Annotated in this window: 25 protein-coding genes; 15 read left to right on the top strand and 10 right to left on the bottom strand. The window is 64.0% G+C overall.

Annotated elements, in window-relative coordinates:
- Positions 1 to 125: 125 nt before the first annotated feature.
- Genes J7E80_RS00715 through J7E80_RS00705 form a run of 3 tightly spaced genes read left to right on the top strand, consistent with a single transcriptional unit; the run spans position 126 to position 2,481 of the window.
- The gene (locus tag J7E80_RS00715) at positions 126 to 1,253 is read left to right on the top strand and encodes a serine hydrolase (protein WP_215049555.1); all 1,128 of its coding nucleotides are present in this window, start codon (positions 126 to 128) and stop codon (positions 1,251 to 1,253) included.
- 43 nt (positions 1,254 to 1,296) lie between these two features.
- Complete coding sequence (locus J7E80_RS00710; protein WP_215049554.1) at positions 1,297 to 1,653, top strand: VOC family protein; 357 nt, start codon at positions 1,297 to 1,299, stop codon at positions 1,651 to 1,653.
- Positions 1,654 to 1,683: 30 nt separating this feature from the next.
- Complete coding sequence (locus tag J7E80_RS00705) at positions 1,684 to 2,481, top strand: SDR family oxidoreductase (RefSeq protein WP_215049553.1); 798 nt, start codon at positions 1,684 to 1,686, stop codon at positions 2,479 to 2,481.
- A 53-nt stretch (positions 2,482 to 2,534) separates the two neighbouring features.
- Here the strand turns inward: J7E80_RS00705 and J7E80_RS00700 are convergent, their stop codons facing one another.
- Positions 2,535 to 3,710: a zinc-dependent alcohol dehydrogenase gene (locus J7E80_RS00700; protein WP_215049552.1), complete on the bottom strand. Its 1,176-nt coding sequence runs from the start codon at positions 3,708 to 3,710 to the stop codon at positions 2,535 to 2,537.
- Positions 3,711 to 3,941: 231 nt separating this feature from the next.
- Here J7E80_RS00700 and J7E80_RS00695 point away from each other — a divergent pair, with 231 nt between their 5' ends.
- Positions 3,942 to 4,229 carry a hypothetical protein gene (locus tag J7E80_RS00695; RefSeq protein ID WP_215049551.1) on the top strand — a complete coding sequence of 96 codons (288 nt, stop codon included), beginning with the start codon at positions 3,942 to 3,944 and terminating at the stop codon, positions 4,227 to 4,229.
- 34 nt (positions 4,230 to 4,263) lie between these two features.
- On the opposite strand, the gene J7E80_RS00690 is transcribed toward J7E80_RS00695, so the two are convergent.
- The 3 genes from J7E80_RS00690 to J7E80_RS00680 form a co-directional block, all read right to left on the bottom strand.
- Positions 4,264 to 4,962, bottom strand: a complete 699-nt coding sequence (locus J7E80_RS00690) for an HAD family hydrolase (protein WP_215049550.1) — start codon at positions 4,960 to 4,962, stop codon at positions 4,264 to 4,266.
- A 12-nt stretch (positions 4,963 to 4,974) separates the two neighbouring features.
- Positions 4,975 to 5,271: a DUF1508 domain-containing protein gene (locus J7E80_RS00685; RefSeq protein ID WP_215049549.1), complete on the bottom strand. Its 297-nt coding sequence runs from the start codon at positions 5,269 to 5,271 to the stop codon at positions 4,975 to 4,977.
- A 96-nt stretch (positions 5,272 to 5,367) separates the two neighbouring features.
- On the bottom strand, positions 5,368 to 7,176 hold the full coding sequence (locus J7E80_RS00680) for a glycoside hydrolase family 15 protein (RefSeq protein ID WP_215049548.1): 1,809 nt from the start codon (positions 7,174 to 7,176) through the stop codon (positions 5,368 to 5,370).
- A gap of 144 nt (positions 7,177 to 7,320) precedes the next feature.
- On the opposite strand from J7E80_RS00680, the gene J7E80_RS00675 reads away from it, so the two are divergent.
- The 3 genes from J7E80_RS00675 (at position 7,321) to J7E80_RS00665 (ending at position 10,039) form a co-directional block, all read left to right on the top strand.
- Positions 7,321 to 8,052 carry an ANTAR domain-containing response regulator gene (locus J7E80_RS00675; RefSeq protein ID WP_215049585.1) on the top strand — a complete coding sequence of 244 codons (732 nt, stop codon included), beginning with the start codon at positions 7,321 to 7,323 and terminating at the stop codon, positions 8,050 to 8,052.
- 104 nt (positions 8,053 to 8,156) lie between these two features.
- Positions 8,157 to 8,888, top strand: a complete 732-nt coding sequence (locus J7E80_RS00670) for a DUF72 domain-containing protein (protein ID WP_215049547.1) — start codon at positions 8,157 to 8,159, stop codon at positions 8,886 to 8,888.
- Positions 8,889 to 8,977: 89 nt separating this feature from the next.
- Positions 8,978 to 10,039, top strand: a complete 1,062-nt coding sequence (locus J7E80_RS00665; protein ID WP_215049546.1) for a phosphatase domain-containing protein — start codon at positions 8,978 to 8,980, stop codon at positions 10,037 to 10,039.
- A gap of 137 nt (positions 10,040 to 10,176) precedes the next feature.
- Here J7E80_RS00665 and J7E80_RS00660 read toward each other — a convergent pair whose 3' ends face one another.
- Together J7E80_RS00660 and J7E80_RS00655 are read right to left on the bottom strand one after the other, a co-directional pair.
- Complete coding sequence (locus J7E80_RS00660; protein ID WP_251036261.1) at positions 10,177 to 11,838, bottom strand: GH1 family beta-glucosidase; 1,662 nt, start codon at positions 11,836 to 11,838, stop codon at positions 10,177 to 10,179.
- Between the two features lie 75 nt (positions 11,839 to 11,913).
- The gene (locus J7E80_RS00655) at positions 11,914 to 12,306 is read right to left on the bottom strand and encodes a VOC family protein (protein WP_215049545.1); all 393 of its coding nucleotides are present in this window, start codon (positions 12,304 to 12,306) and stop codon (positions 11,914 to 11,916) included.
- 194 nt (positions 12,307 to 12,500) lie between these two features.
- Here J7E80_RS00655 and J7E80_RS00650 point away from each other — a divergent pair, with 194 nt between their 5' ends.
- The gene (locus J7E80_RS00650; protein ID WP_215049544.1) at positions 12,501 to 13,979 is read left to right on the top strand and encodes an ATP-binding protein; all 1,479 of its coding nucleotides are present in this window, start codon (positions 12,501 to 12,503) and stop codon (positions 13,977 to 13,979) included.
- 103 nt (positions 13,980 to 14,082) lie between these two features.
- On the opposite strand, the gene J7E80_RS00645 is transcribed toward J7E80_RS00650, so the two are convergent.
- From J7E80_RS00645 to J7E80_RS00635, 3 genes are all read right to left on the bottom strand, one after another.
- Positions 14,083 to 14,472 carry a hypothetical protein gene (locus J7E80_RS00645; RefSeq protein WP_215049543.1) on the bottom strand — a complete coding sequence of 130 codons (390 nt, stop codon included), beginning with the start codon at positions 14,470 to 14,472 and terminating at the stop codon, positions 14,083 to 14,085.
- Positions 14,469 to 14,942 (bottom strand): J domain-containing protein, encoded by a 474-nt coding sequence (locus J7E80_RS23535; RefSeq protein ID WP_251036260.1) that lies wholly within the window; start codon positions 14,940 to 14,942, stop codon positions 14,469 to 14,471. The genes J7E80_RS00645 and J7E80_RS23535 overlap by 4 nt, the downstream gene beginning before the upstream one ends.
- Before the next feature lie 136 nt (positions 14,943 to 15,078).
- A complete protein-coding gene (locus J7E80_RS00635; RefSeq protein WP_215049584.1) occupies positions 15,079 to 15,501 on the bottom strand; it encodes an Hsp20/alpha crystallin family protein in 423 nt (140 codons plus the stop codon).
- A gap of 139 nt (positions 15,502 to 15,640) precedes the next feature.
- Between J7E80_RS00635 and J7E80_RS00630 the strand changes: the two genes are divergently transcribed.
- Entirely contained in the window at positions 15,641 to 15,952 is a 312-nt protein-coding gene (locus J7E80_RS00630; protein WP_215049542.1) for a MerR family transcriptional regulator, read from the top strand.
- A gap of 29 nt (positions 15,953 to 15,981) precedes the next feature.
- On the opposite strand, the gene J7E80_RS00625 is transcribed toward J7E80_RS00630, so the two are convergent.
- Positions 15,982 to 16,287, bottom strand: coding sequence for an MmcQ/YjbR family DNA-binding protein (locus J7E80_RS00625; protein ID WP_215049541.1), 306 nt, complete (start codon positions 16,285 to 16,287; stop codon positions 15,982 to 15,984).
- A 203-nt stretch (positions 16,288 to 16,490) separates the two neighbouring features.
- On the opposite strand from J7E80_RS00625, the gene J7E80_RS00620 reads away from it, so the two are divergent.
- The 6 genes from J7E80_RS00620 to J7E80_RS00595 all read left to right on the top strand — a co-directional run bounded on the left by J7E80_RS00620 (position 16,491) and on the right by J7E80_RS00595 (position 21,771).
- Positions 16,491 to 16,751, top strand: coding sequence for a hypothetical protein (locus J7E80_RS00620; RefSeq protein ID WP_215049540.1), 261 nt, complete (start codon positions 16,491 to 16,493; stop codon positions 16,749 to 16,751).
- 252 nt (positions 16,752 to 17,003) lie between these two features.
- Complete coding sequence (locus J7E80_RS00615; RefSeq protein ID WP_215049539.1) at positions 17,004 to 17,201, top strand: hypothetical protein; 198 nt, start codon at positions 17,004 to 17,006, stop codon at positions 17,199 to 17,201.
- 267 nt (positions 17,202 to 17,468) lie between these two features.
- Entirely contained in the window at positions 17,469 to 18,593 is a 1,125-nt protein-coding gene (gene chvE, locus J7E80_RS00610) for a multiple monosaccharide ABC transporter substrate-binding protein (RefSeq protein ID WP_396020709.1), read from the top strand.
- A 99-nt stretch (positions 18,594 to 18,692) separates the two neighbouring features.
- Positions 18,693 to 20,222 carry a multiple monosaccharide ABC transporter ATP-binding protein gene (mmsA, locus tag J7E80_RS00605; protein WP_215049538.1) on the top strand — a complete coding sequence of 510 codons (1,530 nt, stop codon included), beginning with the start codon at positions 18,693 to 18,695 and terminating at the stop codon, positions 20,220 to 20,222.
- Between the two features lie 5 nt (positions 20,223 to 20,227).
- The gene (gene mmsB / locus J7E80_RS00600) at positions 20,228 to 21,538 is read left to right on the top strand and encodes a multiple monosaccharide ABC transporter permease (protein WP_215049537.1); all 1,311 of its coding nucleotides are present in this window, start codon (positions 20,228 to 20,230) and stop codon (positions 21,536 to 21,538) included.
- 23 nt (positions 21,539 to 21,561) lie between these two features.
- Positions 21,562 to 21,771 carry a hypothetical protein gene (locus J7E80_RS00595; RefSeq protein WP_215049536.1) on the top strand — a complete coding sequence of 70 codons (210 nt, stop codon included), beginning with the start codon at positions 21,562 to 21,564 and terminating at the stop codon, positions 21,769 to 21,771.
- Positions 21,772 to 21,854: the final 83 nt, after the last annotated feature.

The following is a 21,854-nucleotide window of genomic DNA, read 5'->3' as shown; positions in this document are numbered from 1 at the left end:
CCGGTCGGCACTAAGGACTTAATGGCATGTCCGCGACCTGGCACCGCACCGCTGTCTGGAACTATTCCGCAATCCGGCACTGCTCCCTAATCCGGCACTCTTCCCCAATCCGGCACTCTTCCGCAGTGCGGCGCCTTCTGGCGTTCGTGGCGGCTGCAGCGCTCGCGGCCGCCACCGCAGGCTGCACCCCGGCACCAAAGCTGCCGGATGACGCCTCGTCCGCCGCCGTCTTTGCCCGGCTCCAGGAGTTCAGCCAGGACATGATGGATGAGGGCGCCCCGGCCCTGCTGATCCAGGCCCGGAACCGCCGCACAGAATGGACACGCTCCCTGGGCGTTCGGAACCTGGACAGCAGGCAGCCGGCGCAGCTCTCGGATGCCACCCACGTGGCCCAACTGACGACGTCCATGCTGGCAGTTTCAGTGCTGAAGCTCGCCGAGGAGGGTCGCATTCAGATCGATGAGCCGGTCAGCAAGTACCTGGCCAGGTTCAACGGCATCATGCATCCGCCGGAGCCCGTGACTGTGCGCCAACTCCTGGACCACGAATCGGGAATGCCGGATTACTCCAGGACGCTGTGGAGTTCCAAACCCCTCAAAGACGTGTTCGCCTCGAGGCTGGCCCCCGAAGACCGCCTTGCCCTGGCCGCGAAAACACCCTGGAAACGGAAGCTCGCGCAGGGCTTCGAGTGGTCCAACAGCAACAACGCGGCCCTGGTGCTGCTGCTTGAGGAAGTCCGGGGCCGTCCTCTCGCCGAAGTGCTCCGGGACGACATTATCCGGCCGCTGGGTTTGACGGGCACCTTCATGAGCAGGCCGGGGAACCCTCCCGAAGAGCTGCTTCACGGCTACATCACCATCGAGGATGAGCGGTTCGATGCGGCGTACCCGCCCGTCTATGCCGGTTCCTCCGTCGGCATGATCTCGACCGTGGCCGACGTCAACACCTTCTACACCGCGCTGGTGCAGGGGAAACTCCTGAAAGCTGAAACCTTCGACCAGTTGAAGGGTCCCGTGTTCACCGGCTTCAGGCTCGGCGTGTGGAGCTGGAACGACACGTGCACCAATGACTTCTATTACGGGGGCATCGGGGATGTGCAAGGCTACGGCACCGTGGCCCTCACGAGCGCCGACGGCACCCGCCAGATCGCCATGGCCCCGACATATCCGCCGGCCCCGTTCGTCGCCGACATCCATCCCTTGGTGTTGGAAATGGCGGAAGCTGCCGAACAGACGTTGAACAGGTGGTGCTGAACGAGCCCTTGCATCAGGGCTGGCCCCGGGGAAGCATGTAAGCATGCTGAGGATCGGAACGACTGTCCTGGGGGTCAACGACGTCACTCGCGCCACGGCCTTCTGGTGTGATGCGCTGGGCTATGTGACCCGGGAAGACGGCGACGAAACCTGGGTGGTGCTGGTCCCGCACAAAGGCGAGGGCGCCCATCTTGCCCTCATGCTCAGCGAGACGCCAGTCCAAGAGCACCCGCGCATCCACCTGGACCTCTACGCGGACGACCAGCCGGGTGAAGTGGCGCGGCTATTGGAACTGGGCGCTTCGAAGGTGGACTGGGATCTTTACCCCGAGAACGCCGATTTCATCGTTTTGGAAGACCCGGACGGAAACCGCTTCTGCGTCGTGGACGTGGGGGCATAAACAGGCAGGACCAGCGAAAGGACCCTCCCCATGGAATTCTCCCCCCGCACCGCCATCGTCACCGGAAGCGACTCGGGAATCGGCAGGGCCACCGCGGTGGCACTGGCGGAGGCCGGCCTGGACGTCGGCATCACCTGGCACTCGGACAAGGACGGGGCCGAAAAGACCGCCGAGGAGGTCCGCGCCACGGGCCGCAACGCCGTGGTCCGGCAGCTCGACACCACCGATCTCCTGGGCTGCGCGGGAGTCATCGACAGACTGGCCGAGGAACTGGGCGGGGTGGACGTTTTCGTCAACAATTCGGGGACCGGCGACGGCAAAAAATTCCTAGACCTGAGTTACGACACGTGGGCCAACACCATGGACACCAACCTCAACGGGGCCTTCCTCTGCATCCAGGCGGCCGCCCGACGGATGGTCGCCGCCGGACGCGGCGGCCGCATCATTGCCGTGACCAGCGTCCACGAAACCCAACCCCGGGTGGGCGCCTCAGCCTACGATGCCTCCAAGCACGGCCTTGGCGGCCTGATCAAGACCATCGCGCTGGAACTGGCACCTCACGGCATCACCGCAAACTCAGTCGCGCCAGGCGAAATCGCCACGCCCATGACGGGCCAGACGGACGAGGATCCAACTACCAAGGACAGGCCCGGAGTCCCGCTGGGCCGGCCGGGTGATGCCAGGGAGGTGGCCGCCGTGATCGCGTTCCTGGCCTCCGCCGCTTCGAGCTACGTCACGGGAGCTTCCTGGGCTGTCGACGGCGGCATGCTCCAGATGGGCCCGCAGGCAGGATCCCACATCGCAACAGACGACTGGCGGGAGAACTAGCCCCCGCCGGCCGCGCTTCCGGGCCCCCTGCTGAAGCCCGGAAAACTTCCGCCCTAGGGCTGAAGGACAACCTTGATGCAGCCGTCCTCTTTCTTCTGGAACTTTTCGTACAGGGCAGGCGCCTCAGCCAGCCCCGCGCGATGGGTGACCAGGTCCGTGACACCCAGCGGATCGGCGTCGTCCTCCACCAGCGGAAGCAGCTCATCCGTCCAGCGGCGGACATTGCACTGGCCCATCCGGAGCTGGATCTGCTTGTCAAACATCGTCAGCAGCGGCATGGGGCTGGCCATTCCGCCATAGACGCCGCTCAGGGAGAGGGTTCCGCCGCGGCGGACGGAGTCGATGGCTGCGTGCAGGGCCGCGAGCCGGTCCACACCGGCGGTTTCCATGGCCTTCTGTGCCAGCTTGTCCGGCAGTAGAGCCAATGCCTGGTGCGCGAACCCTGTCACGGGGGAACCGTGGGCTTCCATGCCGACGGCATCCACCACTGCATCGGGCCCGCGGCCGCCGGTCCGTTCCCGCAGCTCATCGGCGACGCCCTTGGAGTAGTCCAGAACGTCAATGCCATGGCGGGCCGCCATGGCCCGGCGCTCGGGCACAGGTTCCACCCCGATGACGCGCAGGCCGAAGTGCTTCCCGATCCTCGCCGAGAACTGTCCGACTGGCCCCAACCCGAACACGGCGAGGGTCCCGCCGTCCGGCGCATCCGCATATTTCACGGCCTGCCAGGCTGTGGGCAGAATGTCGGACAGGAATAGGTAGCGTTCGTCCGGCAGTTCCTTATCCACCTTGATGGGACCATAGTCGGCATGCGGAACGCGGAGGTACTCTGCTTGGCCGCCCGCAACGGAGCCATACATTTCCGAATAGCCGAACAACGCGGCCCCTGAACCCTTTTCCCTTACCTGGGTCGTCTCGCATTGGGACTGCAGGCCACGCTGGCACATGAAGCACTGTCCGCAGGCGATATTGAATGGCACCACCACCCTGTCGCCCTTGGCCAGGTTGGTGACGCCGGCGCCCACCTCTTCCACGATGCCCATCGGCTCATGGCCGATCACGTCGCCCTTGTGCATGTACGGGCCCAGCACCTCATAGAGATGGAGATCCGAACCGCAGATGGCAGTGGACGTGATCCTGATAATCGCGTCCGAAGGCTCTTGGATCACAGGGTCCGGAACTTCTTCCACCCTCACCGAGCGCTTGCCTTGCCAGGTCAGTGCCTTCACGACGCCCCTCCTCTAGCTGCACAACTTCTCTAGCTGCACAGCGGGTCGTTTCGACCGTAGCGCCGATCAGAACCGATGTGAAGATCAGCATGCTTAGCAATTTCCCGGATAGTCACACCGGTCCCTGGATACCCAGTCGCGAAAGGCAGCGCGGCTTGGTTTCTCTCTTGTTTCGGCCAGGGAAGGCTCCTAGCGTAGGAACTGTCCCGGCCCCGAAGGAAAGGCATCATCATGACGCTGTACCAGCCCGAACCCGTGGAGATTTCTACCCGGATGCGCCCCGGAGAGTGGACGGAGTCGAGCCTCGAGGAGCTGGTCACGACGTATCGTGCGAGGATCCTGGCGATGGGGGCAGCGGTTTCGGAGGTCGTCACCGAGGTCGTAAGGAACGACGACGGATCGGTTGCGGTTTCGGTGGCATGGAACAAAGGCGCCTACGCCGATGAGGCCGAGGCCGGCGCCCCGGCATCCGGCGAAACCACTCCCGGCCAGGCCAAAACCGGCTCAGGCGCCGTCTAGGCAATCAGCAGGTCGTCCTAGCTACCAGGTCGTCCTAGCCGGCAAGGAGCCGGCCAATCGCACTGTCCCTGAGGCCATTCAGCAACTCCAGGGGACCTGGGTACACTTCGATCGCGCCAGCCTCCCGCAATTCGGCCTCGCTGGTGCCGCCGCACGTCACCCCAATGGTGGGGATGTCGAGCCTGGCCGCCGCGTAAACGTCCCAGACGGCGTCCCCCACAAAAACAGCATCGGAGGCGTCGAGACCCACGGCATGCAGGGCCGCGATCAGGATGTCCGGCTCCGGCTTGCTTTCCTTGGCGTCATTGGCGCTTGTGGCCGCGTGAATGAAGGAATCGGCGGACAGACTGGAGCGCAGGGCCTTGAGGTCCTGGTCCCGGGCGGACGACGCAAGCGCGACCGCCAGACCACTCTCGCAGCACTGGGCCACCAAGTCCCGCGCCCCCTCAAAGGGCCGCAGGGAGGGCCAGTACGTTCCGAATATACCGGCATGGGCGGACAGGATATTTTCGTCGCCGTCCTTGTCCCGCTCCTCCGGCAGTAGGTGGTCCACAAGGCGCGCACCGCCCATTCCCACGCAGCGGTGGATGCGTGCCATCGGAACATCGAAGTCAGACTGGCGGAAGGCCTGCCACCAGGCGAGCGTATGGATGTAGTTGGAGTCGATCAACGTTCCGTCAACGTCGAACAGGACCCCCTTGCGGCGCAGGCCCGCGGCGTGATGGTTCGGCATCCCCGCAGCGCCTCAGCGCTCTGCCTGTGAGCGGGCGGGCGCACGTCGGGCAGGGGTGCCGATGGATCCGGACGCCGATGATTTACGGGCGGACTTGGTGCGCCGGTCGGCAGGCCGCATCACCGCGTCGCTGCAATTGTCACGGATGAGGCCGGTTCCGGCGATTTCGCGCGCCCGGGCTACTCCGGCGACGGCAGCGCGCTTCGTGGGGAAGGTGACAGACACTGCCATCAGCGCGCCCGTGCCGTCCAGCAGTCGGATCCGGTAGCCGCCGTCAGGGGCGTCGACAAGCTCGAAATATCCAGACATTGCACCGCTCCTCCTTCTTTCGCCGTCGGCGAGGTATTAGTAAGTATACTTACGGAAGTTGCCGAGTTACGAGGAAATCAGTAAAAAAACCGGTAGCTATGAACCAGTTCCAGCCTTGGAGGGCAGGGGCTTGTCGCTCTGCCGGGTGTCTTGCTGATGCAGTTCCAAGGCGCTGGTCACGAGGGCGAAGTGGCTGAACGCCTGGGGCGTGTTTCCCAGGTGTCGGGCGCTCTGGACTCCCCACTCCTCGCTCAGGAGGCCCACGTCGTTGCGGAGCGCCAGGACGCGCTCGAACAGTTCGGTGGCCTGCCGCTTCCGTCCGGCGCCGAGCAGCGCCTCGACCAGCCAGAAGGAGCAGGCGAGGAAGACGCCTTCTCCCCCTGGCAGGCCGTCATCGCTGTCCTGTGGATGATAGCGGAGCACAAAACCGTCCTCAGTCAGCTCCCGTTGGATGGCATCGATGGTCCCGATCACCCGGCGGTCATCCGGGGGCAGGAACCCCACGCGCGGGATGAGGAGCAGGCTGGCATCCAGCTCAGGACGGTCATAGGACTGGGTGAAGGTGTTCCGGTCCGCGTCATAGCCGTTGGCCATGACATCGGCACGAATGGTGTCCCGCAGCGCCTCCCAGCGGTCGGCAGGTCCAGGGAGCCCGGATTCCCGGACGCCCTTGACCATCCGATCCGCGGCAACCCAGGCCATCACCTTCGAATGGGTGAAGTGACGGCGCGGCCCGCGCATTTCCCACAGCCCGTTGTCTGGCTGGTCCCACGCACCTTCGAGATACTCCATCAGGGCCACCTGGACGTCCCAGGCCTCGTCTGTGTGCTTGAGGAGGGAATGGCGGGTCAGTGACAGGCAGTCCAGCACTTCGCCCCAGACGTCCAGCTGCAGCTGCCCCGCAGCGCCGTTGCCAATCCTCACAGGCGATGAGTTCTCGTAGCCGGCAAGCCAGGGAAGCTCCATTTCGGGCAGCCTGCGTTCTCCATGGATGCCGTACATGATCTGCAGGTCCGCGGGGTCCCCCGCAACCGCGCGAAGCAGCCAATCACGCCAGGCCGCGGCCTCTGCGGTGTAACCAGCGGCCAGCAGTGCCTGCAGTGTCAGCGTGGCGTCGCGGAGCCAGCAGAAGCGGTAGTCCCAGTTCCGCGGCCCTCCAATCTGTTCGGGAAGTGACGTGGTCACGGCGGCAACGATGCCGCCGGTAGGGGCATAGGTCAGCGCCTTAAGGGTAATAAGCGAGCGTTCGACCGCCTCCTTGTACGGACCGGTCACCTTGCAATGGCCGGCCCATTCCCGCCAGAACATTTCGGTGGAATCCAGGACCTGCTCCGCATCCACGGAGCGCGGCCTGTGGACGTGGCTCGGAGCCCAGGTCAGCACGAAGGGCACACGCTCCCCGGCTTTGACGGTGAAGTCGCTCACGGTGTGCATTCGCTCGCCCCGAAGCGGAGCCGAGGTCACCAGATAGGCGGAATCCGGGCCCGCAATGGCGTGGAGTCCGTGGCTGTCGCGCCGTACCCACGGCATGATGTGGCCGTAATCGAAGCGCAGGGCAAGCTCGCCCTTCATCCTGACCTGACCGCGAAGGCCCACCACGATCCGGACGATGTCCGCCACCTCGTCGCGCGGAGGCATGAAGTCGATGACCCGTACGGCGCCTTTCTCTGTTTCCCATTCTGTTTCCAGGATCAGAGTGTGGCGGCGATAGCGACGGCGCGTACATTCTGATGCCCCGGCCGGCGCCAGCCGCCAGCGCCCGGACTCGGGCGTGTCCAGCAGCGCGTTGAAGCAGGCCGGCGAGTCAAAGCGCGGAAGGCAGAGCCAGTCGATGGAGCCTTCGGTGCTGATCAGGGCCGCGGTGTGCAGATCACCCACTACGGCATAATCCTCGATGCGTACCATGCCCTTACAGTGCCACAGCTGACACGTCCGCACGAGAGCGGGCGGGGTGTAGCCTGATCTTAGGTGAGCAGTTGCCCCTGGAACCTGACCTTTGAACCTGTCATTCCGGCGTCGCCGAACGACAGGGCAGAACTGGAGCCTCCTTTGGAAAGTCGCCTGAACGAGACCGACGTGGTGGGGTACGTCCAGGATCTCTTGCTGGACACCCAGGACGTTGAAAATTTCCTGAATGAACTGGCCCGTTACTCGGCCGAGAAATTGTCCGGGCCGCACCAGGTACATTGCGGGATTACGCTCCTGAGGCATCGGACGGCGGGTACCGTGGCCAGCAGCAGCGAGCGGGCCCAGGCGGTCGACGAGATCCAGTACCAGTTTGGCGACGGTCCCTGCCTTCGCTCGTGCCGGGAAGGAGTCCTGGTTCACGTTCCGGACTTTGAACTGGATACGGAGTTCCCTGAATACAACGAGACCGTGCTCAAGAACGGCATCCGTTCAGTCCTGGCAGTCCCGTTCGACCTCCCGGGCGACACTGCCCGTGCCGGCCTCAACCTCTACTCTGATAAGCCGAATGTGTTTGATGCCGCCGCCGTGGAGAACGCCGTGAGCTACGTCCGCCAGGCCTCGAAGGGTCTCCAACTCGCCGTCCTGCTGGCCCAGCACAGCGACAACGCCTCGAACCTGAAGGCGGCAATGGAGTCGCGGACCATCATCGACACCGCAGTCGGCATCATCATCGCGCAGAACCGCTGCAGCCAGGACGAGGCAGTCAGGCTTATCAAATCCGCGTCGAGCAACCGCAACATGAAGCTCCGCGATGTGGCCGCCGCGATCGTCGAGTCTGCGGGCGGCGGAAAACTGACAACGCACTTCGAGTGATGACCTCCGTCCGGCGTCAGCGGATAGGCGGCTGGCTCGAACGCCGGAGATGCGAACAGGCCGTCGCCCCGCACACCTCGGAGCGGGCCGGCGAGGCCTAGGCGATGGCGGTGCATATCGGAACCTCCGGCTGGAGCTACGACCACTGGGAAAACGTGCTCTATCCGCCTGGGCTTCCTGCGCGGGACAGGCTGCAGCATTACGTGGCACGGTTCAGCACCGTGGAGCTGAACGCCAGCTTCTACCGCTGGCCGCGGGATACCTCCTTCGCCAGCTGGCGGCGGCGCCTTCCCGACGGCTTCGCCCTGTCTGTCAAGGCTCCCCGCGGCCTGACCCACGGCAAGAAGCTCTTCGGCCCGGAGGTCTGGATCGAGCGGATTTCCCGGTGCTGGCACGAACTTGGCGACAAGCGCGCCGTGCTGCTGGTCCAGCTCCCGCCGGACCTGGCACGCGACGACGCCCGGCTGGATCACTTCCTGACCGCGTTGCCGGACTGGATCCGCGTGTCTGTGGAGTTCCGCCATCCCAGCTGGGACCACGCTGACGTCTACGGACTGCTGGAGCGGCATAATGCAGCTTACTGCGTCATGAGCGGCGCCAACCTGCCGTGCATCCTGAGAGCCACCGCACCCTTCGTCTACATCAGGCTGCATGGTCCGGACCACCAGCACCTGTACGGCGGCTCGTACTCCGACGACGACCTGCGCTGGTGGGCCGACAGGATTCGAGAGTGGCGGGGCGCCGGCAAGGACGTGTACGCCTATTTCAATAACGACGGCGGCGGCAACGCGGTGCGGAACGCTGACACTTTGCGGGGGCTGCTGGGGGACGGCTGACGGCCCCGGCGGGCTCCCCGTCGGCCGCCCGCAGGTAACAAGAGGGGACTATCCGGCCCGCTGGCCCCGGCCTGTGGCAGAGTGAGGGAATGGACACCGCGTCAGAGGAGAAAACTTCCGTGTCAGGTACACACGTCTTCCGCCTGGCCCACCGGCTCTCGGACACGATCAACAACGCACGGCTGAAGCTTGCCCGGCGATGGAAGTTCCAGCCCAAGACCATTGCCTACCAGGGCTACGGTTCCACCGACTGGGTTCGGATACTTGGCAGGGTGGTGCTCGCCAGCAAGCCTGTTCCGGGAAGCCGGGCCGATCATGCCGCGAAAAACGGAACCCAGAACGTCCGCGGCTGGCGCGCCTTCACCAGCGTTCCCATCCCGGGATCCACGGTGGAGATTCAAGTCGGCGGCACCGTGACGAAGGTCCGGACCGACAGGGGCGGACTCGTTGACATTGATATCCAGGTGTCCCTCTCCCCCGGCTGGCATACGGCCGTACTGCGGGCGGAGGGCACGGAGCCCGCGGAAGCCAGCATCTTCGTCATTGGTCCGGAGACAAAATTCGGCATCGTCTCTGACATCGACGACACTGTCATGGTGACGGCGCTGCCCCGGCCGTTCCTTGCCCTCTGGAACACCTTCGTCCTGAACGAGCGCGCCCGAATGGCAACCCCGGGCATGGCGGTATTGCTGGACCGGCTGACCATGGAGCACCCCGACGCCCCGGTGATCTACCTGTCCACCGGACCCTGGAATGCGGCGCCCACCCTCGCCCGGTTCCTCACGCGCAACATGTACCCCTCCGGCGCGCTGGTGCTCACGGACTGGGGACTCACCCAGGACCGCTGGTTCCGCAGCGGGCAGGAGCACAAACGCCAGAACCTGGAGCGCCTGGCCGCCGAATTCCCCAACATGCGCTGGCTGCTGATCGGCGACAACGGCCAGCACGACGAGCAGATCTATTCAGCCTTCTCGCAGAAGCATGCCGACAAGGTGGCCGCCATCGCCATCCGGCAGTTGTCGGTCAGCGAGTCGGTCTTCGCCGGTGGACATTCGGAAACCGGAGACCACAGCGCCTCTTCGGTGACATGGATCTACTCGCCCGACGGCGCAGGCATTGCCAAGCGGCTCAAGCAGCTGGAACTGATCTGAGCAGTTTGAACTGATCTGGGCAGTTTGAACTGATCTAAGCAGTTTGCAGTGATCTGAGACTGATCTGAGCAGCTTGAACTGATCTGAGCAGTTTGAACTGATCTGGACTGTTTGCAGTGATCCAGGCAGCGGCGACGTCAGAGCCCTGGCGGCTGCGCACCGCCGTCGGACATTCCTCGTTCCCCGACCGTCGGAAGCTCCGGTTCAGCAGCCGCGCCGGCAGCCGACGGGACGGCGTCTGCAACGGCACCAGCGGGAACGGCACCTTCGAGGACGGCGCCTTCGAGAACAGCATCGTCGAGAACAGCAGCTTCGGGAACAGTTGCCGCCGCGACGGCGGCGCCTGCCGCGGCTGCCAGGTTCCGTTCTTCGAGAAGCTCCTGGAACCAGAAGAAGGACGCCTTAGGGGTCCGCTCCATCGTCTCGAAGTTCACATGCACCAGCCCGAACGGCTGTTTGTAGCCGCCGGACCACTCGAAATTGTCCATCAGGGACCACACGTAGTAGCCACGAAGGTCGACGGCCTCGGCCTCACCGCCGGGAGCCGTGGCGCGGAGCGCGGTACCGAGGTGGTCGGAAAGGTACCGCAGGCGCCGCTCGTCGGGAATGAATGAACGGTTCGTGGATTTGTCCCTCACGATGATGTCCTCGAAGCTCGCCCCGCCCTCGGTAATGATGACCGGCGGGAGGTTCGGATAGCGCTCGACCATTTCCTTAAGCGCAACGGCTATGTATTCGGGCTTGACGGGCCAGCCGTAGGCGGTGGTTTCGGTGTCCGGCCATGGCGCTATGTGCAGCGGAGCGCCATTCGTGGCTCCGGTCAGGTCATCCCCCATCGCCTCCGCCATGGCTGCCGGAACGGGGCTTTCCCCGCCCCCGGTGGCCACGCGAGTCGGCATGTAATAGTTGAGCCCGTAAAAATCCAGCGGCTGGGAAATGATGGCCATGTCCTCATCCGGATGCTCAAAGGACGAAAAGAACTTTCCGACGCGGACGAGGTCCGGGTACTTTCCTGTGAGGACCGGGTCCGCGTACAGGCGGTTTTGGGCCACATCCATTGCCCCGGCGCTCATCCAATCCAACGGGTTTCCGGAATTCGGCACCATGGGCGAGTACACGTTGGTCATGCCGATTTCACCCGGCACCTTGGCGGCCCGCAGCGCCTGGAGTGCAAGCCCATGGCCCAGCAGCTGGTGGTGGACGCTCGGCAACCCGTTGGCGAAGTCCGCCAATCCCGGTGAATGCAGGCCCAGGGCATAGCCATTAGTGGTCACCGTTGCCGGTTCATTAATGGTCACCCAGCGGGCCACGCGGTCCCCATAGGCGGCCGCGGCAATGGAGGCGAACTCCCCCAAACGGTATGCGGTATCCCTGTTGAGCCACCCGCCTGCCTCATCCAATGGCAGCGGCGTGTCCCAGTGGTAGAGGGTCACCATCGGCGAGATACCGTGGGCCAGGAGTTCGTCCAGCAGCCGGTCATAGAAATCCAGCCCGGGCCGGTTCACGGGCCCGCGGCCGCCGGGCTGGATCCGGGGCCAGGAGAGCGAGAACCGGTAGGAATCGATGCCCAGCTCCTTCATGAGAGCCACGTCCTGGGGCATGCGGTGGTAGTGGTCGCAGGCCACCGCGGGGCTATGGCCATCCACAATGTTGCCCGGCTTGGCGGCGAAAACATCCCACCCGGCTTTACCCCGGCCGTCCTCGTCGAGTGCGCCTTCGATCTGGAACGCGGCCGTGGCCACCCCGAGGATGAAACCCGGCGGGATCCTGGCGGCCAATTCTTTGGCTGAAGTATGCATCGGCTGGACCTCTAAGCTGGCTCGAAAATGTTGTCCCGAAAGGGGCAGAAGGACAGTTTGCCCCAATCTGCATGTTCAGGACAGCAGCCCGTCCGACTTGATGACCGAGATAACGTTTCCTGCCGGATCCTTGAACCATGCAATGTCCGGTCCCATGCCGCGGGCGATCCCCTTTTCATCGGTGGGAAGGTTCGGGTCGTCATAGATCTTGGTCCGGACGCCGGCCGCGTTGAGCGCCTCAACGGCGGCGTCGACGTCGTCAACCACGAGGTTCAGCACAGTGAACGTGGCCGCTTCGTGGTTGTCCTTGGGATAGACCACGATCTTGTGGCCCTCGGGCATGGTCACCTCCAGCGTGCCCATTTCGCCTTCGGATACCGTCAGGCCAAGCTTCCGCCCATAGAACTCTTTGGCCTGCGCCACGTCATTGACGCTGAAGCTGGAAAATGAACCCTTTGGCGTGAACATGGCCTTCTCCTTTGATGGCGCCGGTCCCTTCGGCTGAACCGTCCCCCTCGATGGACCGGCCCCCGGCTACGGGATTGCGGTATCTCCCAGAATGACACACCCCGCCCTGCCTGACGAGGGCATGATGAGACTGGACAGGCCAGCAGCCGGTCGCGTCCGCCAGCGTTAGCGAGCGCCACTGGTAGGGTCTGCGCATGGATGAAAACCTGGGGAAGTTCATCGACGATTTTGCCCGCCTCGTGCAGCTTGCGCAGTCGGGCCAGCACCGGGTGCAGGCAGGGACGCAGCTGCTGACCACGCTCACGGAGCATTTGGCGGTTCCCGCCGAATCATTGTCCGTGGTGGTGGAGGAGATACCGCCGCACCGGTTCGTGGATGCCGACATTCTGATGGCCGAGATGGCGAGCGAGAACAGGGACTGCCGTCTTGTCGGCATCGGCGGCGGCGACCAGCGCCATCACCATTCCTTGAGCGACATGCTGCAACAGTCCCAGTTCTTCCAGCAGTTCCCGTTGTCGCAGCCCGATTACACCAACGTCGCCGTGGGGCCCGATGAACAACGGCAGGCGGTAGCCCTGGGCCTGTGGCTGTTCAGCCACGGGGGCAGCCCGGTGGCCGTGCTCCAGCGCGACGCCCTCCCGCGGTACGGGCGGCAGTCAGCTTCCCTCGAAGTCCTGGCCGGTGGGACGGGCAGCGCAGCGGAATTCCTCGCGGAGTTCCGCCGGCGGATGCAGCACCGCAGCGTCCTGAAAGGCCAGGTCATTTCACTGGTCATGGGCGAGTACGGTCCCAGCGCTGCCGGCGTCACGTTCCATGCCAGGCCGGCCCTCGCGGCATCCGAGGTCATCCTGCCCGAGGGACTGCTGCAAAAGGTGTCGGACCATGCGCTCGGCATCGCCGAACACCGGGAGTCGCTCAGCGAATACGGGCAGCATCTCAAACGGGGCATTCTGCTTTACGGCAAGCCAGGGACGGGCAAAACCCACACTGTGCGGTACCTGCTCAGCCAAAGTTCGGGAACCACCGCCATCCTTCTGTCCGGCGGCTCCTTGGCCAGAATCTCCGAGGCCGCCACCATGGCGCGGGCACTTCAGCCCTCGATCGTGGTTCTTGAAGACTGCGACCTGATCGCTGAGGACCGGAGCTTCGGGCATGGACCGCAGCCACTGCTGTTCGAGGTGCTGGACGCCATGGACGGCCTGGACAGCGACGCTGACGTTGCCTTCGTCCTCACCACGAACCGGGTAGACATGCTGGAACGTGCCTTGGCGCAGCGTCCAGGCCGGGTGGATTTGGCAGTGGAGATTCCGCTCCCGGCACCCGCGGAGCGCGTCAACCTCGTGAAACTGTACGCCCGCGGGATTCCCTTCAGCCCAGACGCCGTCCGGGATGCCGCCGCCCGCGCGGAAGGGACCACGGCATCCTTTGCCCGCGAACTGGTCCGGCGGGCTGTGGTTGCTGCTGCGTTGGAAGGCGTCCCTGTTGCAGACGGGCACCTCGCCACGGCGGTGGAAGGACTGATGGCCGACGGCGAGGCCCTCACCCGGAGCCTCCTGGGCAGCGGCCAGGGCGGCGGGTTCGACGCCCCCGGCTTCGGCGGACCCGGCTTCCCGCCCGGCTTCCCTGGGCCGGGCGTCCCGGGGCCTGATTCCTTCCGTCGTGGGCCAGATTGACATGGACACGCCGTCTGTAGCGGCCGCAGCCGGGTTTTTGGCCGCCAATGTGCCCCTTACGGCGGGGTCCCAGGCCGGGGAGATGTCCGGGACGCTTGTGGACCTAGTGCGTCACTACGGGCGGGCCGAACAGAAAATCCTTGGCGTGGGCCACGGCCTTCTTGAAGGCGTCGTTCCTCAGGGCCACGAGGTGCTCGGTGGCGTCCTCGCCTGGCTCCAGGTAGCCGGTGAAGCCAGGCCGGAGCATCCAGATGTCCCCGGACGGCGGCAGGTAGAAGACGCCGAACGATCGATGCTGTTGGTCGTCATCCGTCCAGATGGGCACGACTGCCAGTGCGGCGCCGGTTGCGGGATTGATCCACTGCGCCCGGGGAAGCGGCTCCTCGTGGGCTTCCGGATCCAGGAAGGGTGCGGTGCCCTTTCCCCAGCGCTCTTCAAACCGTTCATGAAAGGCAGGAATCAGGTGGGAGTCGTATCGGCGCCAATCACTCATCGTCTTCGTTCTCCTCGGGGGTCATAACGGATAGTGGCCCAGGGCCCGCTTTCCCATCGGACAGGCGTTGCCCGCAGGGGCGGATCCTCGTGCCGGATGTGTCGGACAGGTACCTCCTGCGAACTGTTTTGACGGCGGCCCGGCACTGTCCGGCCTCCCGCGTCAGCATCATTGGTCCGTTGCCCGGTGTTGCTCCTAGCCTGTGCAGGAGGGCCTGCCCTGGCGGGCGGCTCTGCGGCCCGGCGTTCTTCCCGGACGGATTCGCGGTCGTAGGCCTGGCGCCGTTTCGGATCGCGCAGGACCTCGAAAGCCTTCATGATGAGCTGAAGCTCAGCCGGCACAGCGGTGGGATTGTCCAGGTCCGGGTGGTGCATTCGCATCAGGGACCGGTAGGCGCGCGAAATTTCCCGCTGCGTAGCTGTCCGCGGCACGTGCAGTACCGCGTAGTGGTCCGGGACATTCCTGGCCATTTTCTTAACTGCTCCTACGTTTCGCAGTCATCCCACGGCTGCCGCCTCGCAGGTGAGGCCGGTTGAGGGCGGCCCCGGCTTCCCGGAAGCCGCCCTCAGCAGAACCGGACAACCGGCCCTGTCCGAAGGAACGGACTTACTTTTCGATCTGGTGCAGCTGGCTCTGGCTCTCGATTTCGATCTTGCGCGGCTTGGCCTGCTCGGCCACGGGGATCCGGAGCGTCAGAACACCGGCATCGTAACTGGCCTTGATCTTCTCTGTGTCGAGGGTTTCGCCGAGGATCAGCTGGCGGCTAAAAACTCCGCGCGGCCGCTCGGCCACGACGAGCTCAACGTTGGGCTGCGTGGGGTCCTGGCGTTCTGCCCTGACGGTAAGCACGTTTCGCTCCACGTTCAGGTCCACCTTGTCAGGCATGACGCCGGGAAGGTCAAAGGCAACAACAAACTCGCCGTCTTCCTGCCATGCGTCCATCGGCATGGCGGCCGGACGGGCGGCGGTTCCGAAGACCTGCTGGGTGAGCCGGTCAAGCTCACGGAACGGGTCGGTACGGATTAGCATCATTTCCCACTCCTTCAGCACATAGATTACTCAGGGTGACCCACCCCATGATCTATGGTGGTGGATATAGATTTTTTATAGCACTGGTGGCAAACTGGTGCAAGAGGTAGTTCAAAAATTGTCGACCTAGGGAACAACAGTGGCAGATCAAGACGGCGACCGGGGACTGTACGCCATCTCAGTCGTGGCGGACCTGCTGGGAACCGGCCAACAAAACATCCGGCTGTACGAACGCCGGGGACTGCTGACGCCGGAGCGGACCGCCGGGGGCACGCGGCAATACAGCGAATCAGACCTGGCAATCCTGCGCCGGATCGGGGAACTTTTAGATGAAGGACTGAACCTGGCAGGCGTAGCGAAAGTGCTTGAACTCGAACTGGACAACGCCAGGCTCCGCCGCGAGCTGGAGCGAGCCCGTTCCCGCAGCACACGGCAAGGCAGCAGCGCATGAAGTGCAGCACCGGCACGCCTCCGCGCGCGTCAGGTCCGTCCGCCGGCAAGGAGGAATGACTCTTCCAGCAGCTCGGCGAGTTCATCGCCGTCGAGCCTTGAAAGCCGGACCAGGACCAACAGGGGCGAACGCTCATGGTGCGGCGACCAGAAGTAAGTTTCCGGGTCCGTTCCGGCCAGCGCCTCCCGCTCCGCTGTCTTGACCGTCAGCACACCCTCTTCCCAGATCCGGGCCATCAGGGTTTTCGCGAACCAGGCGGGCTGGTTCCAACTGGAGCGTTCGGTGACTCCTGGCATGGCAAGGCAGATCCGACGGACATCAGCTTCAGTGGCCATGCCCCACTGTGGCACCGGCCAGACTCGCGAGCAACCTGCTTTGTTGCAACGCACTTCGGCCCCCGGGGCGCTGGCCTCAGACAAATTGCCGCGACGAAAATCATCGCTCCAGCTTGCCGCACGGGCACCGGGCGCCCCTTACCAAGCAAAGCCGCCGCTGTTACCGTGAATTACCCACGTCCGACAAGGTCTCAGGAGATGACATGAGCACTGAAGAAACCGGCACCGGCCAGACCGATCGCTCCAGCGGTACAAGGAAGGAACCCGGCGCGATCCCGGACTCTGCCTCGGGAGACGGCGTAGGACTCGGAGCGGGGGAGGCCAACACCTTCGAGCCGGAAGAAGGAACCGACACCCAGGGCTTGGCAGGATCAGAGGCAGCATCCGGAGGGACCTCCGTAGGCAAGGCCGAGGACATGCCTGACGTGGACCAGACGCCGGTGGACACCACCGAGCCCAGCTGATGCTGCCCCGCTGCTTCGCGTAAGCCCTCGAGGAGTGAGATCCCGCCACCTTGGTTCAGCGGCCATGCGCCCGGATCTCGCTTCTCATTGCTGTTCGGAATTGCTGCCCCGAGTCTGTGCCCGACGACGCGCAGCGGCGCAGCAAACCATGCCGGATTACGGGCCCGGCTGCTATTCGGGAGCTATGTCCTGAAAGCCACACCCGGTGGATAATTGAGGCACTGGAGTGGCGACGGGGCTACGGAGGCTGTCATGAAGATCGTCGGAACATTGTTCGTCATCTGGCTCCTCATCGGCGTCTTCGCCGCTTTTCAGCGCGGGTATTTCGGCGGTTCACCGGATTCCTGCACCGAGGCGGGCACCGTGGCCGTGACCATCTTCGCCGGACCTCTGAACTACATGGGCGCTAATCCCAAGATCGCTTGCGAAGTTCCGCAGCCATCCAAGTAGCTTTGGCGCATCTGTGACTTGACCCACAAAACCCACGTGGGCTATTCTCGTATTTGTTAGCGCTCACATATGTGAGCATAAATTGCAGCACCGGGGAATTCCGAACCGCAGCTTGACTGTGCCGGGATCGCCAAAAGCCTTCTGGCGCGGACCGCAAAATCCGCACCAGGTGACCGGAACCCAGCTGCCGGTCCCCGTTGGCAGGCGCAGATGCCTTCCGACTCAGCACCAATTCGCGGCCCCAATCAGCCGCGGAAGGAGAACAACGTGCGTATCAAGAAACTCCTGGGCGCCGTAGCCGTCGCCCTGGCCGTTACGGTGGGGGCCACCGGTTGTGGCAGCCGGCCCGGCACCGCCGCCCCCGCAGCCAGCACCGATGCTGCCGGGTCACTGGTAGGTATTTCAATGCCGACGCAGACGTCGGAGCGGTGGATTGCCGACGGAAGCAATGTAGAAAAGTCCCTGAAAGACCTCGGATACAAGACGGATCTGCAGTTCGCCAATGACGACATTCCCACCCAGGTCTCGCAGATTGAGAACATGCTGACCAAGGGTGCGAAGGCCCTGATCATCGCGGCAATCGACGGCACCACGCTGACAGACGTCCTGGCCAAGGCCAAGGAGCAGAACGTCAAGGTCATCGCCTATGACCGGCTGATCAACGGAACGCCGAACGTGGACTACTACACGACCTTTGACAACTACACGGTGGGTGTCCAGCAGGCTACGTCCCTGCTGACCGGCCTGGGTCTTCTCGATGCCAGCGGCAAAAAGGTGGACGGCAAGGGCCCGTTCAATGTGGAACTGTTCGCCGGCAGCCCGGATGACAACAACGCCAACTTCTTCTGGACGGGGGCTATGGACACGCTGAAGCCGTTCATGGAGTCCGGCACCATCAAGGTTCCCAGCGGTCAGACCAAGTTCGAGCAGGCCGCCATCCTCCGCTGGCAGGCGCCCGTGGCGCAAAAACGCATGGAGGACATCCTCACGTCGGCCTACAGTTCCGGCAAAAAGCTCGACGGCGTGCTGTCGCCGTACGATGGCCTGTCCATTGGCATCATCTCCGCGCTGACCAGCACCGGCGGCTACTCCAAGGGCAGCCTTCCGATCGTCACCGGGCAGGATGCTGAAAAGGGATCGGTCAAGTCCATCATCGCCGGGGAGCAGTACTCCACGATCTTCAAGGACACCCGCAAGCTCGGTGGACAGGCTGTGAAGATGGTCGACGCCGTCCTGAAGGGCCAGGAGCCCGAGACGAACGACACCAAGACGTACAACAACAAGGTCAAGGTGGTCCCGGCCTACCTGCTGGAGTCCGTGATTATCACCAAGGACAACTACAAGCAGGAACTCATCGACTCCGGCTACTACACAGAGGCCGACGTCAAGTAGGCGCCGCGAAGGGTGCGGCCCGGCATCCCGCCAGGCCGCACCCTCCTCGGGGCCCTGCACCCGCAGGAGCCCGGCACCAACCAGTCAGCGGGAATGACCATGAACGTACCCATCCTTCAAATGCGGGGAATCACCAAGACCTTCCCCGGCGTAAAAGCCCTCCAGGACGTCACCCTGGACGTGAACCGCGGCGAGGTCCACGCCATCTGCGGTGAAAACGGAGCCGGTAAATCGACCCTCATGAAAGTGCTGTCCGGGGTCTACCCGCACAACACCTTCGACGGCGAGATCCTCTTCGAAAACGAACCGTGCGATTTCTCCAGCATCAACGACAGCGAAAAGCGCGGGATCGTCATCATCCACCAGGAGCTGGCGCTGAGCCCGTACCTGTCCATCGCGGAGAACATCTTCCTCGGCAACGAGATCGCCTCACGCGGCTGGGTGAACTGGCGCCAGACCAACCTTGAAGCGGCCAAGCTGCTCGCCCGGGTGGGCCTCAGCGAAAACCCGGTGACACCGATCCAGCACATCAGCGTCGGAAAGCAGCAGCTGGTCGAGATCGCCAAGGCCCTCTCGAAGGAAGTCAAGCTGCTCATCCTGGACGAACCGACGGCGGCGCTGAACGACGAGGACTCTGACCATTTGCTGGATCTCATCCTGCACCTGAAGGGCCAAGGCGTCACGAGCATCATCATCAGCCACAAGCTCAACGAAATCCGCAAGGTGGCGGACGCCGTCACGATCATCCGCGACGGCAAGAGCATCGAAACCCTGCGACTGGACCAAGGGCAGATAACGCAGGAACGGATCATCCGTGGCATGGTGGGGCGCGATCTGGAAAGCCTCTACCCGGAACGTACTCCCCGCATCGGCGAGGAAGTCCTCCGCATCGAGGACTGGTCGGTCCAGCATCCCCAGGACCACAGCCGCATCGTGGTCCACAACGCCAGCCTCAATGTCCGCAAGGGGGAAGTCGTCGGGCTGGCCGGCCTCATGGGTGCCGGCCGGACCGAACTCGCCATGAGCGTCTTCGGACGCACTTACGGACGTGCTGTCTCCGGGAAGGTGTTCAAGTACGGCGAGGAAATCGACACTTCCTCGGTGCCGGAGGCCATCCGCCATGGAATTGCCTACGCTACCGAAGACCGCAAGCACTACGGCCTGAACCTCATTGAGGACATCAAGCGCAACATCTCGATGGCTGCCCTGGGCAAGCTGGCCAAGCACGGCTGGGTGGACAAGAACGAAGAGACCACCGTGGCCAACCGCTACCGGAAGAGCATGAACATCAAGGCGCCTTCTGTCGCCGCCATCACGGGAAAGCTCTCCGGCGGCAACCAGCAAAAAGTGGTGCTGAGCAAGTGGATGTTCTCCGACCCCGACGTGCTGATCCTGGATGAGCCCACCCGCGGCATCGACGTCGGTGCCAAGTTCGAGATCTATACGATCATCGCCGGACTCGCCGCCGAGGGGAAAGCCGTCATCGTGATCTCTTCCGAACTCCCCGAGCTCCTGGGCATCTGCGACCGGATCTACACCCTTTCCGCAGGCCACATCACCGGTGAAGTCCCCATCGCCGAGGCCTCCCAGGAAACACTCATGCACTACATGACCCAAGAGAAGGAATAAGGACCATGTCCGCCCTACGAGACTCCCTCGGCTTCCTGGCAAGCCGCCTCCGCCAGGTCGGCATCTTCGTCGCCCTGATCCTGATCGTCCTGCTGTTCCAGGTCCTGACCGACGGCATTCTGCTGCAGCCACAGAACGTTACCAACCTCGTGGTCCAGAACAGCTACATCCTGATCCTGGCCATCGGCATGGTCATGGTCATCATCGCCGGCCACATCGACCTCTCCGTCGGCTCCATCGCAGGCTTCATCGGTGCCGTATCCGGCGTGATGATCGTCCACTGGGGCTGGGCTTGGTGGATCGCGATCCCCGCCTGCCTGCTCGTCGGAGCGCTCGTCGGCGCCTGGCAGGGATACTGGATCGCCTACGTCGGCATCCCCGCCTTCATCGTCACCCTCGCGGGCATGCTCATCTTCCGCGGCCTGACCCTGATCACCCTGAAGAACCAGCAGATCACCCCGTTTCCGGACGAGCTCCGGGCCCTGGGCGGCGGCTTCCTCCCGGACATCTCGGGCGGCACATCGGTGCTGGAATGGCTCACGGTGATCCTCGGCGTCGGCGGCACCGCAGCAATCCTTTTCCAGTCCATCAAGGAACGCCGGATCCGCCGGAAGTTCAATCTCGAAAACGAACCCATGGCCTGGTTCGCCATCAAGACAGCCTTCATTGCGCTGCTGATGCTCTCCATCACCTTCCTGCTCGCAAGCTACCGCGGCACCCCGATCGTGCTGATCGTCCTGGCCGTTCTCGTCATCGTCTACTCCGCACTGATGAACAACAGCATTTTCGGACGGCACACCTACGCGATCGGCGGCAACCTCCACGCGGCCGAGCTGTCAGGCATCAAGACCAAGGCCGTCACGTTCCGGCTCTTCGTCAACATGGGGGTGCTGGCAGCCCTGGCCGGCCTCGTGTTCACCGCCCGGCTGAACTCGGCCCAGCCAGCCGGCGGCACGGGCTTCGAACTGGACTCCATCGCCGCCGCGTTCATCGGCGGGGCGGCAGTCCAAGGCGGCATCGGCACCGTGGCAGGAGCAATGGTCGGCGGCCTCATCATGGGCGTCCTCAACAACGGCATGTCCATCCTGGGCCTGGGCACCGACTACCAGCAGCTCATCAAGGGCCTGGTGCTCCTGCTCGCGGTGGGCTTCGACATCTTCAACAAGAACCGCAGCAACGGCGGCGGATCCACCATCGGCAAGCGCTTCAAGTGGAAGACAACCCCGCCCGCCGACGTCGAGAAGCCCCAGCCAGCAGCCAAAACACCCGTTACCGTGGCATCGGTTCCGCACCCGGTGAACGCAGAGAACCACTGATCCCACCGGGAAGGAAAGGCACCATGACTTATCTCATTGACCGCATCGATATCCAGGTCACGAGCCGGCCAGCCCTTGACCAGCAGCTCGACGACGCCGTGCGGACCCTTCAGGAATTGGCCATGCAATCCGGGACGCACGGGATACTGATCACGCGCCTGGCACCCGGCCATTACACGGCTGCGCTTTCCGACCAGGTGCCTTTCGGAACGACGCGGGAACTCAACCGCTGACGCCACTCGCGTCCCACCACATCCCCACCAGGAAGCAGCTCGCGCCGTTCTGATGCTCAGGACGGCCCGAACCTGGGTGAGAC

Source organism: Arthrobacter sp. ISL-28 (assembly GCF_018613875.1).
Lineage (GTDB): Bacteria > Actinomycetota > Actinomycetes > Actinomycetales > Micrococcaceae > Arthrobacter.
This window is presented reverse-complemented; position numbering and strand designations above follow the sequence as displayed.